Consider the following 15,699-nt stretch of genomic DNA (forward strand, 5'->3'; position numbering starts at 1 on the left):
GGCAGAGGTTCTCGATATCACAGTGGTGGGTCCCTTGCGCGGCACTTCGGTGCTTCCGCTCAGACGGCCCCGCGCACCCGGCGGTATGCCGGTGATTGCGCCCATGCCCGCTGCACGTCCGGCACGGCTGCCGTCGCAGCGCGAGGGCGCTGAGGAGAGCGTGGCTGCCGGAACCACGGTCGACCATCTCACCGAGACCTATCGGGCCCACTACCGTTCGCTGCTTGGCCTCGCGGCTCTGCTCCTGGACGACACCGCCTCATGTGAGGACGTCGTGCAGGAGGCGTTCATCCGCGTGCACTCTGCGCGCAGCCGGGTACGGGACCCCGAGAAGACACTCGCGTATCTGCGCCAGACCGTCGTCAACCTGTCGCGCTCCGCGCTGCGCCGCCGCATCCTCGGGCTCAAGTTGCTTTCCAAGCCCATGCCGGACATGGCGAGCGCGGAGGAGGGCGCGTACGACCAGCTGGAGCGGGACGCGCTGATCAAAGCGATGCGGGGGCTGCAACGGCGCCAGCGGGAGGTGCTGGTCCTGCGTTACTTCGCGGACATGACGGAGGCCCAGGTGGCCGAGACGCTGGGCATATCCCTGGGCTCGGTCAAGGCCTACGGCTCCCGTGGGATCGCGGCGCTGCGCGTCGTGATGGAGGCGCAGGGATGAGCCGGCGCTACCGCAGGAACGAGAACGGCCACGAGCGTGAGCATCGGAATGACCGGACTGGAAACGAAACTGTGAACGACGGGCCGGAGAGCGCTTCGCATGCGAACCCGGACGCGAACTCGGATACGGGTCGCGCGGATCGGGACCTCGGGTCCGCGGGTGGTGCGGGTGGCCTGTGTGAGGGCGACGCAGCCGCTGAGACGGCCGAGCTCAGGGGGCTGAGCAGCCTCTTCGGCGTGGGCCCGGGCGCGGGTTCCGGTTCGGGGGGCGGCGGCTCGGACATGGACGAGGTCGTGCTGCGCAGCATGCTGCGCGGGGCCGTCCAGCACATCGAACCCAGCGACGGCACCCTCGACCGTCTGCGCCGCGCGGTACCCGCCCGGCGCGCCAGGCGGCGGCAGGCGGCCGTCGGTATGGCGGCGGCGGCGCTGCTCATCGGCACCGCGGTCCCCGCCTTCGTCCATGTCGCGAACTCCGACGGTTCGAACGCCGCCACCACCGCGATAGCCGGACACGGCGAGCAGGAGCAGGGAGGCAGCAGCACCGGGAGCGGCTCGGAAGCCGGCGGGAAGAGCGGCGGCGGCAGCACCGACGAGCAGGCCGACGGCGGCCGGAACCAGCCGACGAGCACGCACAGTCCGTCCGACAGCCGTGGCAAGGGTGCCGACGGCAAGGTCGACGGGGGCGCCGACCCGGCCAACTCCGAGGTGGCATCCGTGCCGGCCTGCGATTCGGGACAGCTCGATGTCGCCTCGGCCGAGACGGGCTTGCCGGGTGCCGACGGCACGGTGTACGGCACGTTCCGGATCGCCAATGCCTCCGGCACGGACTGTTCGGTGAGCAGCAGCGGCAGCGTGGGATTCCAGGCAATGGGCGCGGCCGACCCTGCCAAGATCACGGTCGTCCGGCACACCGCGGGTGACGCGGCAGCCGGACTGCCCGACCCCTCGCAGGAGCAGGGGACGGTGCTGCTGAAGCCGGCCATGTCGTACGAGGTGAAGTTCGCCTGGGTGCCGAAGGACACATGTCCCACCTCCGGAGGTTCACCGAGCCCGACACCGACGGACGGCGAGGGTGGCGCGGGTGGCGGCACTTCCGCCGGTACCGGTACGGGTATCAGTGACGGGACCACGGACACGGCTGCGCAGCTCGGCAGCGAGGACGGCGGCGGAATGCTGGACGGCAGCGTCTCCGTGACGCACACGCCGGAGGCGGGGGCGCCGGTCGCGGAGACGAAGATCCCCAATGCCTGCGCGGGCACGATCTACTGGACCGGGCTGCTGGCCCCTGCGACGTGACGCGGGGTGACGGCGTAGGGGTGCGAACGCATACGTGAGGGGGCCCGCCGGTCGATTCGGCGGGCCCCCTCACGTATGTCTGTCTCAGGCTTTCTGTCTCAGGCCGTGCCGGCGCTCACGTCGGAGTCGGAGGGATCGGAGGGATCGGCGGGGACGGTGTCTGTGTCTGCTTCCGTGCCCGCTTCGTCTGTGTCTGCTTCCGTGCGCGCATTCGCATCCGCATCCGCGCCTTCGACGAGGCCCAGCTTCAGGTCCCGCGCCCCTTCGGCCTCACGGCGGACCAGCCGGAACCACATGAAGAGCACGAACCCGGCGAAGACGAACCACTCGCCGGTGTAGCCGAGGTTCTGGAAGGCCTTCAGATCGAGCCCGGTGCCCTCCGGTACGGCGGCGGGTACGGGACGCAGCGCGCTGCTGGAGCCGGTGTCCTGGACCGTCACCCATGCGTCGTAGACGTCGTACGGGACGAGGTTGACCAGGGTCGCGGCGCTGATCATGCCGAGCTGGCCGTCCGGGAGCCCACCCGCCGTGTCGACGCCCGGGGTGCCGGCGTTCTCGGACGCCTGGAGGTCGCCGGTCACCGTGACCTCGCCGGTCGGTGCGGCGGGCACGGCGGTTTGGCCGGGCTTGCCGGGCAGCCAGCCGCGTACCACCGGCAGGGCCTTGCCGCTGTCCGTACGGAGCATGTTCAGGACATAGAAGCCGCTCTTGTCGTCCAACTCGCGGCCGGGAACCAGGAACTGGTCGGCGTAGCGGCCGGTGGCGGTGGCGGGGCGGCCCGAAGTCACCGTGTCGACGGGCAGGAGGTCGTCGATCGGCTTGGCGGCCCTCGTGCCCGGGGCGGGCTGCTTCTCGGCCGCGTCGTGCGTCTGCACGCGGTCCTCGAAGCGGCCGAGCTGCCAGGTGCCCATGAAGACGCAGAACGGGATGGCCAGCACGACGAAGAGGTTGATCCCCCACCATCGCGGGGTCAGCAGGAACCGGTACACCCCTCCACGGTACGGTCCTCGCTCCGGGAGGCCGGAACGGGGTGCCGGGTGGGGCGCGGCCCGGTGCCCGGCGGGGGTGCCGGCCGGGCACCGGTCGCGGCGCCCCGACCGTCCCGGCGTTGGCCGCCGGTCCCCGCCTTTGTCCTCAAATCGCCGGACGGGCTTGGGCCGGCCGATGGTGGGGGCTGCGTGCGGGAGGGCGCGGTCGCCTCTATTCGCCGGACGGGCTCGACGGGGCGGCGGGGACGGTATCCGCGGCCAGGTGGCGCTGGGCGAAGTCGAGTTCCAGCCGGAACTGCTTGATCCGCTCCTCCACGACGAGCGAACCGTGTCCCGCGTCGTACCGGTAGACCTCGTGCACCGCGTCACGGCTCTTCAGACGGTCCACGTAGTTCTCGATCTGACGGATCGGGCAGCGCGGGTCGTTGACGCCCGCCGAGATGTAGACCGGAGCCCGGACGGCGTCGACATACGTCAGCGGGGACGAGGCCTCGAAGCGCTCGGGAACCTCCTCCGGTGTGCCGCCCAGCAGCGTGCGGTCCATCGCCTTCAGGTCCTCCATCTCGTCGTGATACGCCGTGACGTAGTCGGCGACCGGGACCGCAGCCAGGCCCAGGGCCCAGTCGTCCGTCTGCGTACCGAGGCCGAGCAGGGTCAGGTAGCCGCCCCAGGAGCCACCGGCCAGGACCAGCTTCGCCGGGTCCGCGAGCCCGGACTTCACCGCCCACTCCCGTACCGCGGCGATGTCCTCCAGCTCGATCAGGCCGACCCGGTGCTTGAGTGCGTCCGTCCAGGCGCGGCCGTATCCGGTGGAGCCGCGGTAGTTGACCCGGACGACCGCGTAGCCGTGGTCCACCCAGGCGGCAGGGCCGGAGGCGAAGGCGTCGCTGTCGTGCCAGGTCGGGCCGCCGTGGATCTCGAAGACGGTGGGGAACGGGCCCTTTGCCGGGGCGGCGGGCCGCTGCACGAGTGCGTGGACACGGCCCCCGGGCCCGTCCACCCACGCGTCCTCCACCGGTACGGACGCCGGAGCCTTCAAGCCGGGCGGATCGAGCACCGCCGCGCCCGAGGTGGACCGGATGACGGGCGGGTGCGCGGCCGACGACCACAGGTACTCCACCGTGCCGTCCGGCCGGGCCGTGGCACCCGACACCGAACCCGCGGGGGTCTCCACGCGGACGGGAACGCTGCCCGCTCCCGGCTCGTACCGCCACAGGTCGCTGCGGGCCTCGAATCCGTGCACGATCAGCAGTGCGGAGGCGTCCGGATACCACTCGGCACCCACATCACCGGGCAGGTCGATCGCGAGGTCCGTCTCCGTGCCCGTCATCGGATCCCAGATCATCGGCTCCCAGCGGCCCCGCCGCTGATGCCCGACCAGCAGCCGGGTGTCCCCGGCGACGGGGGCGAAGCCCAGCACGGACAGGCCCAGCTCCTTCGTACCGCCCTCGGTGTCGTCCAGTTCGGCGACCGTCGACCCGTCGGGCCGCACCACGCGGAGCGCGGAGTGCATCGCATCGCCGTGCTCGGTGTGCTCCAGGGCGATGAGCGTCCCGTCGTGCGACAGGTCGCCGACGCTCCCCGACTCGCGGTGGCGGTAGATCTCGACGGGCGCGGCCCCGGGCCGTACGACATGGATCGTCGTCCCGTCCTCGTCGGTCGAACGGCCGACCACCGCCGTACCGTCACGCCCGATCGCGAGCCCGGCCGGGTACGAGGCACCGAGACCGGGTGCTGCCGGCTCGTCCACAGCCTCCTCGCCCTCGCTGCCCTGGAACGGCTGGCGCATCCACACCCCGAACTCGTCCCCATCGGTGTCGCTGAACCACCAGATCGACTCGCCGTCCGGTGTCAGCACACCGTCCGTCGTCCCGTTCGGCCGGTCGGTCACCTGGCGCTGCTCGCCGGTCGCACGGTCCCATGCGTACAGCTCGTACGTCCCCGTGGCATTGGAGACGAACAGCGCGCGATCCGGCGCATCCTCCGCCCAGTCGGGCAACGACACCCGCGGCGCCCGAAAGCGCTGCTCCCACTCCGGTACGGAAGCGGTCGCCGGTGCGGTGGGAGCCGCTGGTGCGGTGAGGGCCGTCGAGCCAGTGATCTCAGTCATGTCCCCATTCTGCGCCGGAACGCCGATAATTCGTTCGCGTCGTCCGCAGCCTGTGGATAACCTCCCGGACATGTATGCACCGACCCCCGCCGACTGGCACGAGGCCAACCGCGCGCGCTGGGACGAGCGGGTCCCCATCCACGCCGGGAGCGACTTCTACGACCTGGCGTCCTTCCGCGCCGGCAAGGACGCCCTGCGCGACTTCGAACTCGCCGAGGTCGGCGACGTCACGGGCAAGTCGCTGCTGCATCTGCAGTGCCACATCGGGGTCGACACCCTCTCCTGGGCCCGGCACGGTGCCGCGCACGTCGTCGGTCTGGACTTCTCCGAACCGGCCGTGGAGACCGCGCGCGGTCTGGCCCGCGAACTCGGTTTCACGCAGGACCGGGCGGCGTTCGTCGCCGCCGATGTCCATGACGCCGCGCAGGTCGTCCCGGACTCTTCGTACGACATCGTCTACACGGGCATCGGTGCGCTGAACTGGCTGCCCGACACCAGGCGTTGGGCCGAGACCGCCGCGTCGCTCGTGGCGCCCGGCGGCTTCCTCTACCTTGCGGAGTTCCATCCGCTCACGGACTGCCTCGACGACTCGACCGGCGCGGAGATCGTCCACGACTACTTCAGCCGCGACGCATGGGTGGACGAGACGCCGGGCACGTACGCCGACTTTGACGCACCGACCGTCCACAACCGCAGCGTCGAATGGCAGCACCCGATCGGCGACGTGGTGTCTGCGCTGGCCGCCTCCGGGCTGCGGATCGAGTTCTTGCACGAGCACGACGCCTCGCTCTTCGCGCGCTTCGAGGCGCTGGAGCGGCAGGGCGACGGCTACTACCGCTTCCCCGTCAACCGTCCGCGCATCCCGCTGATGTACTCGATCAAGGCATCGCGGCCGGCCGACTCCTGAACGCAACAGGAGTGCGGCGGGCGGCCGGAAGCCCCCGGGCGCCAGCCGCACTTCTGTACCTCCGTCGTCCGCGTCCTACGCGGCCGAGCGGAAGGCCGGCAGGTAGCCGCCCGACTGTCCGGAGGCCTTGGGGTGGTACGAGTTGTAGACCGGGAGCGTCACGCTGTTGAGCCATGCGTCGCCGGAGCACAGCTCATGGCCGGTGAACTCGTCCGCCACGCCGGAGAACGTGAAACCGGCGTTGGCCGCCTGCTTGGCGATGACGCCGTTCAGGACGTCGGACGCGTTGTTGATGGCCGCCCGCTCCTTCTCCGAGAGCCCGGCGATGCAGCTGCCGCTCAGCTGGTAGAAGCGCGGGTAGCCCAGCACCACAACATGCGCCTGCGGGGCCCGCGACCGGATGGAGCCGTAGAGCGAACGCAGGCCGGAAGGAAGCGAGTTCTGTATCTGTGACACGGCCGAGCTGACCCTGCTCAGGCAGGTGGCCTCGCCGGACAGCACGCAATCCTGCATGACATCGGCGAAGCCGACGTCATTGCCGCCCGCAGTGACGCTGACCAGTCCGGTGGCCGAGCTCAGCGCGCCCAGCTGGCTGCCGGCCACCGAACTCGTCGTGGCGCCCGAACAGGCGACGAAGGCGAAAGAGGAAGGTGAGTTCGCGGCTGCCCACAGATAGGGATAGGCCTTGGTGCTGCGGCGGCAGTCGCCGCTGTCTGAGAGGTAGCTTCCCGCGCCGACGCCGGACGAGTACGAGTCGCCGAGCGCGACGTACCCACCGGCGGAGGATGCCGAGGCCGGCTGGGCGACGCCCAGAGCGGCCACGGCGGCGAGGACCAGCGTGGATGCGGACGCCCAGAATCTTCGTACGTACATGGCTGTCAGCCCTTTGAAGTGTGAGGAGTGGTAAGGGGGGTGAGTGAGCGCCATGTTTCTAGCAGCTGTTAGTACTCGCAGGTAATAGCTGCAGAAGAACTGGTCTGATATGCCCGAATGATCGTTCGGTCGCGATAGCTCCGCGCGTAGACAAACCTCTCGGCCTGCCTGGATCTGCGTACGGAACCTGCGTTTTCGGGCAGCGGCCTGCCCCCGCGATCAACGGGCCCTTGGGGTACGGGAAGTGGGGCCCGACTCGATGCGGCGACCTGTTCGCCGACAGGCGGTTCGCGCTCGCGGCGCACCGCCTGCATCTCGGCGACCGTACGGGCTCGATCGAACGTCGATGCGGTCCTTGCCGTGAGCAAGGCCGTGAAGCGGAAGGGCGAGGCCGGCCGCGCCGCTCGTCCGGCTCCCGCTCCGGCCGGACGGCGGCGAACGCAGGACCGCACCCCTGGAAGCGCCTATCGAGAAGCCGTCAAGAACCGTTCCGGGACTGGCTTCGAGTCGATGGACGGCCAAGTCGTGGAGCATGACAAAACCGCCCTCTGTGGTGGCATCCCGACGGGGGTGTCACCACAGAGGGCGGTTGTCGTACATCTGCGAGGGTCAGTTGTGGCCGAACCTCCGCTGCTTCCGGTGTGAGACTTGTTCTGAGATCGAGTGCACCGTGTCCTTGGGAGCCGTTGGCCGCGTCGGCTGTTCCTTCGTCTCCGGAGGAGCGCTGCGTTCGTGGCCGCCGGTGCGGGCGCCTCGGTTCTGCCGACTCTGCTTCTTGCCCACGATCGTGCCTCCTGTGGCGGATACCGGACGATGGGCCAGTACCAGAGTCGCATGTGGGTATGAAGGGTGCATCTCGGGTGGCTGCTGGCGAATGTGCTCATACTGGCGCGGGCCGGCAGGGAACCGGCCGCAGGCCGGGTGTTCGCCCCGCCGTTCACGGATCGGATCCGCGCCACATGGGCGCCCGGGGCACCTGTCGCTCCACCTCGGACGTGCTCCGCCGGGTCCGGGAGGGAGCCCATGGGCGATGCAGGTTCTGGGCGGCGGATCACGCGAATATTGAGATGCGGGCCGGTCGGGGCGGACATAGGGTCGATGCCCGTGGAACCGCTCAGCGAGAAACAGATCCGCTCATCCTTCGTGAACTGCACCAGGGGTGAGGCGGCGCGGCTTCGGCTGCCGCTCGACTTCGCCGAACTTCCCTGGGAGGACCTGGACTTCTTGGGATGGGTGGATCCGGGTGCGCCTCTGCGCGCCCACCTCGTGGTGCCCCGAGCACAGGGTCCGCTGGGGATATCTCTGCGTATACCCTCCGCGAGGCGGACCAGCGCCGTGAAGTCCAGCATGTGCCAGATCTGCCTGACAGGTCACGCCTCCTCCGGGGTCGCCCTGCTCGCTGCCCCCTTGGCGGGTGCCCGGGGCCGCGAGGGCAACACGGTCGGCATCTACATCTGCGCGGACCTCGCCTGCTCCCTGTATCTGCGCGGCAAGCGGCGGCCGAAGCTGCGTTCCGGACGATACGAGGAGTCCCTGACGCTGGACGAGCGCCTCGGGCGCATGTCGGGCAATCTGGCCGGCTTCGCGGCCAAGGTCACCGCGGCGTAAGGCATGGCGCGCGGGCGACGCCCCGTGGGCCTGCGCGATGAGGCGATCTCGTTCGGATGATCTGCTCGGTGGCCTGGGTGTGCCGTTTACCGACGCGTAGTGGGGCTTCCCGGAACAACGCCCCGGGCCCGGCGAGGGGGCCCGGGGCGTGTGCTATCGCTGGTTATCCGAATTGGCCGGGCTGGTAGTCGCCGGCGGGCTGCTGGATGATGACGTTCACGCGGTTGAAGGCGTTGATGAGCGCGATGAGCGACACCAGGGCGGCGAGCTGGTCCTCGTCGTAGTGTTTGGCGGCGTTCGCCCAGGCCTCGTCCGTGACGCCGCCGGCCGCGTCGGCGATGCGGGTGCCCTGCTCCGTCAGCTCCAGGGCAGCGCGCTCGGCGTCGGTGAACACCTTGGCCTCCCGCCAGACCGCGACCAGGTTGAGGCGTGTCGGGGTCTCTCCGGCGTGCGCGGCGTCCTTGGTGTGCATGTCGGTACAGAAGCCGCAGCCGTTGATCTGACTGGCGCGGATTTTCACCAGTTCCTGTGTCGCGGCCGGCAGTGGCGAGTCTGCGATCACCTTGACCGCAGAGGCGATGTGCTTCCCGAACTTGGCCGCGACCGGGTTGGCGTAGAGGTTCAACCGAGCTTCCATGGTGCACTCCTTGCCGTTGGTGGTGGTTACACCTCCTTGACGGAACAGCTCGGCAATATGTGACATGAGCGAATGTGACGTGCGTTTCCCCTCTCGCGCCACGGCAGGGACCACCCGCGACGAAGTTCAGGACCGCTGGGCGGCCGTCTCGCCGATGTCCTGGGCACCACCGGGCAGCGCCCACTGGCCAGTGTCGCGACGACGCCGGAGCAGAATGACGCCGTGCCGGCGACGAGCAGGTTGCTGGCCGGGATGAGGGTATTCGCCTTCGGGGCGGCAGAGTCGTTGTAGTACTCAAACGGCTCCCAAGATGACCCCAGAAACCACTCAGGGGCCTGATCCACTGAGTGGATCAGGCCCCTGACCTGGTATTTCAGCTGTCGGGGTGGCGGGATTTGAACCCACGACCTCTTCGTCCCGAACGAAGATCGGTCAAGATCGACACCGGGTTGTTTTCTGTTTTGCCTGGTCATGGCGTTGGGATGCGGTGGTTTCGGCTGGTCTGGAAGGGGCTTGGGGAGCGGGTCGGCTCCCAGATGGCTCCCGGCGGGAAAGGGTCAGACCTTCAGCCCACGGGGCATCTGCAGGGCGCGGTCAGGCGTTCACCGCCAGCGGAGTGGTGGCCCGCGTTTGCCGCGCCGGGCAGGTATCCGGCACACAGCCGTGGCCGACGCGAGCGGTGTTGTCATCTAGGCGGAGGAGGACGGCGAGCACGCAACCATCGACGACCCCGAGTTCGAGCGCGTGGCGGCGCAGGCTGGAGAGCTGGGCGCTGCTGGTGCCGCGGCGGACGACGAGCGGCGCGTGGTCGCCGGGGGTGGTGAATGTGCGGCTCATTGGGGCCCTGCGCAGCCCGAGTCGCCAGGTCAGCCAGGTGTTCACGTTGACGCCGCTGCCACGCAGGATGTCCCGGTTCACGGGGATACGCACGCCGAGGACCTCGCCTTCAACTGCCATCGTGTCCGGCCGGGCCGGTTCCTCCTCCTCAAAGGGGCGGGCGCCGCGAGAGACGAGGTCGACGAGGCCGTCGGGGGTCTCGCCGAGCTGGTCACTCAGCAGACACTGCTTCAGACGCCACGAGGTGACCGGGTACAGCTCCGTCACCCTGGCGAAGAGCCGCGCTTGGGAGAGGGGGCCGGACTCGGCGACCACCGCGACCATCGCCTCCACCGCACTGGCGTACGTAGACACGCGCAGGTGCGTCCACTCGGCCAGGGCCCATGTGCCTTCGGGGCGGATCTGCCGGAACCGGTCGTCACGGCGCAGCGCCTCCCGCACGGCCGCGACGGTCGTCGCGGCCATCGTGTCGAGCAGCTCCTCGGCCCGGCACGGGCGCCCGGTCTCCAACAGCCACAGGTACGCCGCGTCGCGTCCCCGTGCCTTGCGGCGGACCCAGTGCCCGTCGGGGCTCAGGGCAAGCCGCGACTCGGAGTGACTCAGGAGCCAGGTCAGGGGAAGACCGGCGGGCAGTCCGGCCTCGGAGGCGGCCCGACCGAGGTCGTCACCGCGGAAGGGCGCGGCGTCGACCAGACGGCGCAGCGCACCGCCCAACGCCCCTGGATCGGCGCTCCACCAGCCACGCAAGGGCCCTGCCCACGTCCGCGGCGCGTCCAGCCCCGCTGCGGTCAGCAGCTCGTCCAGCAACAGGTGGTCGACGACTCCGAGCGCGGCGGCGAAAGTCTCCCGCAGGCCGGCTGGGCCTGTGCCCGTGGCGCGGGCCGTCTCCCGCCAGCCGTCTTGGATGACGTCCGCCATGTCCGCGAGCCGCTTCCGCGCCCGGTTCTGGATCTGGCGCGCTCGCTCGCGGCTCAGCCCGAGTGCCGACCCGACCTCGTCCAGCGTCCGGCCCTCGGATCGGCCCGCGACGACGGCCCGCTCACGCTCGTCGAAGACCTCGGCCTCCCACGCCCTAACCAGCCACTGGTCCAACGACCACTCGTCCCCCATCGGTTTCCCCTACATCTCGTTGAAATAGACGACCTGTACGCCGAGGAACTCGGCCATGCGTCGGTGTTCCTCCTTCTTCTCGGGTGACACGGGGGCGCGGAACGGATCGACGACGCAGATCGTCCAGGGCCAGGTCTCCCCGGTGGATCGGTCGAGGATGGCCGGCCACACGAGGTGCTTGAGATTCGCCGTTGTGCCGGCCACGAAGTGCTGCTCCTCGTCCTCCGTCCCGACCTCGCGAATTCGCGCACGCATCGGCTTTTGCTGAGTGGTCTCCGGGATAACCTCCCAGCCGGGGCCGAACGTCGCCGCGACCATCTGCTCGAGCGTCGCCGCGGGCCGCGTCACGTACTTGGCGTACTTACCCTCGCCACGCCGTGCCCGCTCGTACTCCTTCATGGGGCAGTCCTTCAGCCAGGGGCGGATGTTGGCCCGCTGCCCCACGAAGTCGAGGAGGCGGCCACCGATCTCCGGGTCCTCCGTCCACTCCCGGTACAGGCGGGTGCGGTCCGCATCCTGGAGGTGCGGCCAGTGGGCCTCGTCGGCCTGGGCGTAGATCCGCGTCACCACGGCCTTCTCGACGGCGGTCGGGATCTTGTAGTCGGTCACAGGATTCCTTTCGGCAGGGGGAATTGGAGGCGGACTTCGTCCGCCGCGGTCTCGAGGTCGGCAGCGTCTTGGATCCACATGTCCATCAGGGAACCGACCGTCTCGTCCTGGAACTCGATCCGGGAGACGTGCGGGAGTTCGAGGTGTTCGGTCTCCTCGGCCTCCAGCGTCCGGCGCAGGTTCAGCACCGCCGCGGCACGGCGGATATCGGTGACGAAGTCGAGGACCTTCAGAGCCTTCTTGCCGGGGCTCAGTCGCAGCCCGCGGCCAAGCTGCTGGACGAAGATCCTCCGGCTGTGTGTGACGCGGAGGAAGGCGATCAGGTTCACGTCGGGCACGTCGACGCCTTCGTTGAACACGTCCACGCAGGTGATCACTGGGACTCGTCCGAGACGGAACTCATTGAGCAGGACGTCCCGGTGACGCTTCGGCAGACCACTGTGCAGGTGGGAGGCATTGCCCCACGCCGGATCCGACACGGCGAGGAGACCCGCCATATGCTCGGCGTGCTCGATTGTCTGACAGAACACGATGGCGCGGGGCTCGACGGTCTCCCGCCACGCCACCCGCAGGTGCTCAACGATCTCCTCGTCCCGCTGGGGGAGGAACAGGCGCCGGTTGAGGTCCTTGATCGAGTAGCCGTGACGGCTGATGTCCTGGACTGCGTCCCAGTCGACACCGTCCGCGTACAACTTGTAGTCGACGGCCGACAGATAGCCCGCCGCCATCCCCTCAGCGATACCCATCTTGAAGCTGGGGCGGCCGAACCGGGCGGTGATGTCGAACTTGTCACCACGCCAAGGGGTGGCGGTGACTCCGAATCGCCCCGCAGTCCCGCACAGATCGAGGAGCTCCGCAAACCGGCCGGTCTCGGCCACGTGATGGGTCTCGTCGATCATGATGAGGTCGGGTTCGTACCCCGCGCGCGCGGCGGACAGCGCCGACTCAACAGTCGCGACGACGACGCCGTCGAGAGCACTGGACTTGTTCTCGCCAGTGAGAAGACGGGTGGGCACGCTCTTCGGGATGTGCCGCCACAGCGCCTTCTCCAGCTGACCGACCAGGTCGCGCATGTGCGCGACAACCAGGACACGCGAGTCTGGTCGCGAAGCGAGGAGGTTACCGATGACCTCGCCGCCTACGACCGTCTTGCCTAGTCCCGTCGCCAGGACCAGCAGCGCAGTCCCTTCGGCGTCGAGGTCCCGCTCGATCGCGGCCACGGCCCGCTCCTGGTACGGCCGCAGGGCATAGGGGGCCGGCACACGGTCGGGCATCCTCTGACCGATGGCATCCAGAGTGGCCCCGTGCCACAGGGTGATGTCGACGCCGATCCCCGCCAGCGCCCGGCGCCGCGCCTCGGCCGGCGCGGTGATGTCCGTGTTGGTGACCAAGACGGCCTTGTCGGCGCGGTAGTGGGTGCGGGCGCGCTCGAGGTCGTCTACGCCCGCGTGGTCCGCCGGGCCGTGCGCTTTCCACTTGCTCTGGAAAACCCACTGCTCGCGGTCGCGGACCGCGAGCAGGTCGGCGCCGTTGTCGTGGGCGCCGTCGATGACACGGACGTCCTGGAATCCCAGGTGCCACAGGGTCCGTTCGAGCGCCTTGGTCAGTCCCTCCGGGCCGCCGTCGCGGAGTTCGGCGGCCGTCAGGAACGCGGCGGTCACTCCTCGCCCGCCAGTTCGTCGCGCAGGAGGGCGATGCTCAGGCGGGCGCGCCGCAGCTGCGGCGCGGTGGCCTCGCCTGCGAAGGTGCCGAGCGTCGCGACGTCCGCGAGGCAGCCCGTGACCCGGGCCAGGCTCAGGGCCTTCCCGGACGGCGAGGACACCCTGGCGTACAGGCCACGGAAGACGGCGCCATCCATGAATGAGGCCGGCATCGCCTCGACGAGCCGGACCAGAGCCAGCGCGGGAACGTGGTGGACGAACCCGGAGTCCAGGCCGAGACGGCTGACGAGGCCGACACGTCCTGCGGCGATCATCGCCTCTTCCGTCGCGGTCTCCTCCTCCTTGGAGAGGTGACCGTAAGCGGTCGTGCAGTCGCCACTCCGGTTGAGGGTCTCGGCCACACGCTCGCGGATCTCCGCGAGGAGGTCGCGGGCCTCCGCGCCGACGGTGGTGCCGTCGAGCGCGCTGTCCTGCAGCGACTCGGCACGGATCGCGGCGACGAGCTGGGACGGGCTCCAATCAGAACGCGCCCGCACCTTCAGGACGGCAGCCAGTTCGACCAGCAGGAGATCGGCGTAGTCCGCGCCAAAACGCCGAAACGCGGCGTGCTCGGCGTCGACGAGGGCGGTGAGCTCGTTGCCGGACCGCTGATCGAGGAGGACCGGCGCGTGCAGCCCGTTGTCGTCGAGAAGCCGTTCGCCCGGCTTCAGCAGCAGGGTCCGCACCTTCACGTAACCGAGCTCGGGGTGCCCGAACGATCGAGTCAGGTAGGTGTGTGGCGACGCCACGCTCTCGTACCGGGCCAGGCGCTCACCACGGGTCTCCGTCCTTTCCTTAACCACCACGGGCGGGGCGGGGACGGTGGAGACAGTCTCGGTCTCGGGCTGGGCGCTTCCGGAGGCGGGGATGTTGATGGGCAGGCCGAGGGCGTCCAGGACAGCCTGCTCGTCGGGCTGCGCTGGCACACTGGCCGCCGTCTTGGCCTCCTTGCCCTGCTTCTTGATCTCCTCGTGCCGCAAGACCGCCTGCCACCAGTGCTCGTCCGTCTGGAACTCCAGGTCGCCGGCCTGGAACTTCCGACCCCAGTCCCGAGTAGCAGCGTGGACCGGCTTCTGACCGTCACCGGGGACGAGACAGCGCAGACCCGCGTCATTGCGGCGGAAGCCCTTGAACAGCAGGGCGAGTGGGCTCTCGTTCTCCGGGTACTTGAGCCCCTGGGCGCGCTTGGGCTGGAGCGGCGCCACACCACGCAGCAGCTCCACGGCGGTGAGCCAGCTACGGTCCCCGTACTCGAAGGCGTCCTTCTGGTAGGTGACGGGGACGTGATCGAGGTGAACCTCGCCGATGAGGCGGCCGCCCTGGTGGGCGAGCTCGACCGGGTACTCGGGCTCCTCGTTTCCCTCACGCCCGTCGGGGTTGTTCCAGGTGAAAAGTTGCTTGTCCCAACGCAGGATCTTCCGGCCATTGCGCAGGAAGTCGATCCCGTACTCGGTCTTGTCGAGGTAGCGCTGGACGCCGAGCCAGCCGTGGATCCGGCGCTCGCGCACGGTCAGGTTGCCGCTGCCGCAGACCGAGCAGATCTCACCCGAGCCAATCTGCCACTCCCCGCAGTCCCTGCAGGCGATCCCGTCCTGGAGCTTCTCATCGATCGGGATGTACGCGGGGATCCGCTCCTTGCCGTTGTAGAGCACGTAACGGTCGTCGTCCCAACGGCAGTGGCGGACCGGCTTGACCCGGGTTCCGCCGACGTAGAGGTCGAAAGGATGCTCGGCGAGGATCCACGAGTACACAGACCCCAGGATGTTGCGGAGCGAGGCGCCGTTGCGACGCAGCCACTCGGCACGCGCCGGCTGCAGGCGGTCGACGATGATCCTCGTGCCGTGCTGGGACGGGTCGTTCTTCGGCTCGGTGATGTCCTTCGCCTCGAAGTCGTCCTTGATCTGATCGAGGTCGATCTCGACGCCGATCCATTCCGTGTCGCCGACGCGGGTCGTCAGTACGCGGGTGCGTCTACCGAGGCGCGCGGTCGAGATGTTGAAGCCCATGCCGAACAGGCCGAGCTTGTCGTGCATGTCGTTCCCGGACCAGCCGGCCCGCACCGAGCGCGCGAGACGGTCGTACGACATGCCCTGCCCGGTGTCTCGAACCTCCAGGATTCCCTTCGGGGACGACGGCAGGGTCACGACGACCGTGAAGTCGTCCGCTGGCCACTCCATCTCCGAGCGGAGGATGTCGAGGAAGTTGTCGAAGGAGTTGTCGACGAGTTCGGCCACGCACTGCCACTCGTCGAAATCGATCTCGCCTAGCATGCTCAGCACGCGGGCGGAAGGGGTGATCTTCACTCCGGCGGAACCCTCCTGATGGATCGGGACGCTTCACGGCGGCCTCTCCGTGCGTGG

At 69.3% G+C, this 15,699-nt stretch carries 12 protein-coding genes, 1 tRNA gene and 1 pseudogene; 4 read left to right on the forward strand and 10 right to left on the reverse strand.

The annotated features are described in order from the left end of the window. Positions 1-85: 85 nt before the first annotated feature. Both ACH4EW_RS07265 and ACH4EW_RS07270 read left to right on the forward strand, forming a co-directional pair. Complete coding sequence (locus ACH4EW_RS07265) at positions 86-661, forward strand: SigE family RNA polymerase sigma factor (RefSeq protein ID WP_114245292.1); 576 nt, start codon at positions 86-88, stop codon at positions 659-661. Positions 662-732: 71 nt separating this feature from the next. Beyond that, complete coding sequence (locus tag ACH4EW_RS07270; RefSeq protein ID WP_398252636.1) at positions 733-1,959, forward strand: hypothetical protein; 1,227 nt, start codon at positions 733-735, stop codon at positions 1,957-1,959. A 98-nt stretch (positions 1,960-2,057) separates the two neighbouring features. Here the strand turns inward: ACH4EW_RS07270 and ACH4EW_RS07275 are convergent, their stop codons facing one another. Together ACH4EW_RS07275 and ACH4EW_RS07280 are read right to left on the reverse strand one after the other, a co-directional pair. Continuing rightward, complete coding sequence (locus tag ACH4EW_RS07275) at positions 2,058-2,948, reverse strand: SURF1 family protein (RefSeq protein WP_398252639.1); 891 nt, start codon at positions 2,946-2,948, stop codon at positions 2,058-2,060. A gap of 211 nt (positions 2,949-3,159) precedes the next feature. Further along, positions 3,160-5,058, reverse strand: coding sequence for a S9 family peptidase (locus tag ACH4EW_RS07280; protein ID WP_398252642.1), 1,899 nt, complete (start codon positions 5,056-5,058; stop codon positions 3,160-3,162). A gap of 70 nt (positions 5,059-5,128) precedes the next feature. On the opposite strand from ACH4EW_RS07280, the gene ACH4EW_RS07285 reads away from it, so the two are divergent. Continuing rightward, positions 5,129-5,965, forward strand: coding sequence for a class I SAM-dependent methyltransferase (locus tag ACH4EW_RS07285; RefSeq protein ID WP_398252645.1), 837 nt, complete (start codon positions 5,129-5,131; stop codon positions 5,963-5,965). A 75-nt stretch (positions 5,966-6,040) separates the two neighbouring features. Here ACH4EW_RS07285 and ACH4EW_RS07290 read toward each other — a convergent pair whose 3' ends face one another. Then, positions 6,041-6,838, reverse strand: a complete 798-nt coding sequence (locus tag ACH4EW_RS07290) for an SGNH/GDSL hydrolase family protein (RefSeq protein ID WP_398252648.1) — start codon at positions 6,836-6,838, stop codon at positions 6,041-6,043. Between the two features lie 1,104 nt (positions 6,839-7,942). Here ACH4EW_RS07290 and ACH4EW_RS07295 point away from each other — a divergent pair. Then, positions 7,943-8,446 carry an FBP domain-containing protein gene (locus ACH4EW_RS07295; RefSeq protein ID WP_398252651.1) on the forward strand — a complete coding sequence of 168 codons (504 nt, stop codon included), beginning with the start codon at positions 7,943-7,945 and terminating at the stop codon, positions 8,444-8,446. A gap of 163 nt (positions 8,447-8,609) precedes the next feature. On the opposite strand, the gene ACH4EW_RS07300 is transcribed toward ACH4EW_RS07295, so the two are convergent. The 7 genes and pseudogenes from ACH4EW_RS07300 to ACH4EW_RS07330 form a co-directional block, all read right to left on the reverse strand. After that, on the reverse strand, positions 8,610-9,083 hold the full coding sequence (locus tag ACH4EW_RS07300; RefSeq protein ID WP_398252654.1) for a carboxymuconolactone decarboxylase family protein: 474 nt from the start codon (positions 9,081-9,083) through the stop codon (positions 8,610-8,612). A gap of 135 nt (positions 9,084-9,218) precedes the next feature. Next, a pseudogene (locus ACH4EW_RS07305) lies at positions 9,219-9,403 on the reverse strand (hypothetical protein); the annotation flags it as partial. Positions 9,404-9,463: 60 nt separating this feature from the next. Beyond that, a tRNA-Pro gene (locus tag ACH4EW_RS07310) sits at positions 9,464-9,530 on the reverse strand. A gap of 147 nt (positions 9,531-9,677) precedes the next feature. Next, on the reverse strand, positions 9,678-11,030 hold the full coding sequence (locus ACH4EW_RS07315) for a sigma factor-like helix-turn-helix DNA-binding protein (protein ID WP_398252657.1): 1,353 nt from the start codon (positions 11,028-11,030) through the stop codon (positions 9,678-9,680). 9 nt (positions 11,031-11,039) lie between these two features. Further along, complete coding sequence (locus ACH4EW_RS07320) at positions 11,040-11,639, reverse strand: hypothetical protein (RefSeq protein ID WP_398252660.1); 600 nt, start codon at positions 11,637-11,639, stop codon at positions 11,040-11,042. After that, positions 11,636-13,300, reverse strand: a complete 1,665-nt coding sequence (locus tag ACH4EW_RS07325) for a DEAD/DEAH box helicase family protein (RefSeq protein ID WP_398252663.1) — start codon at positions 13,298-13,300, stop codon at positions 11,636-11,638. Before ACH4EW_RS07325 ends, ACH4EW_RS07320 begins: the two co-directional genes overlap by 4 nt. Next, positions 13,297-15,642 carry an ATP-binding protein gene (locus tag ACH4EW_RS07330; RefSeq protein ID WP_398252666.1) on the reverse strand — a complete coding sequence of 782 codons (2,346 nt, stop codon included), beginning with the start codon at positions 15,640-15,642 and terminating at the stop codon, positions 13,297-13,299. The genes ACH4EW_RS07325 and ACH4EW_RS07330 overlap by 4 nt, the downstream gene beginning before the upstream one ends. Between the last annotated feature and the right edge of the window lie 57 nt (positions 15,643-15,699).

It is taken from the genome of Streptomyces sp. NPDC018000 (genome assembly GCF_044328025.1).
In the GTDB taxonomy this organism is placed as follows: Bacteria; Actinomycetota; Actinomycetes; order Streptomycetales; family Streptomycetaceae; genus Streptomyces.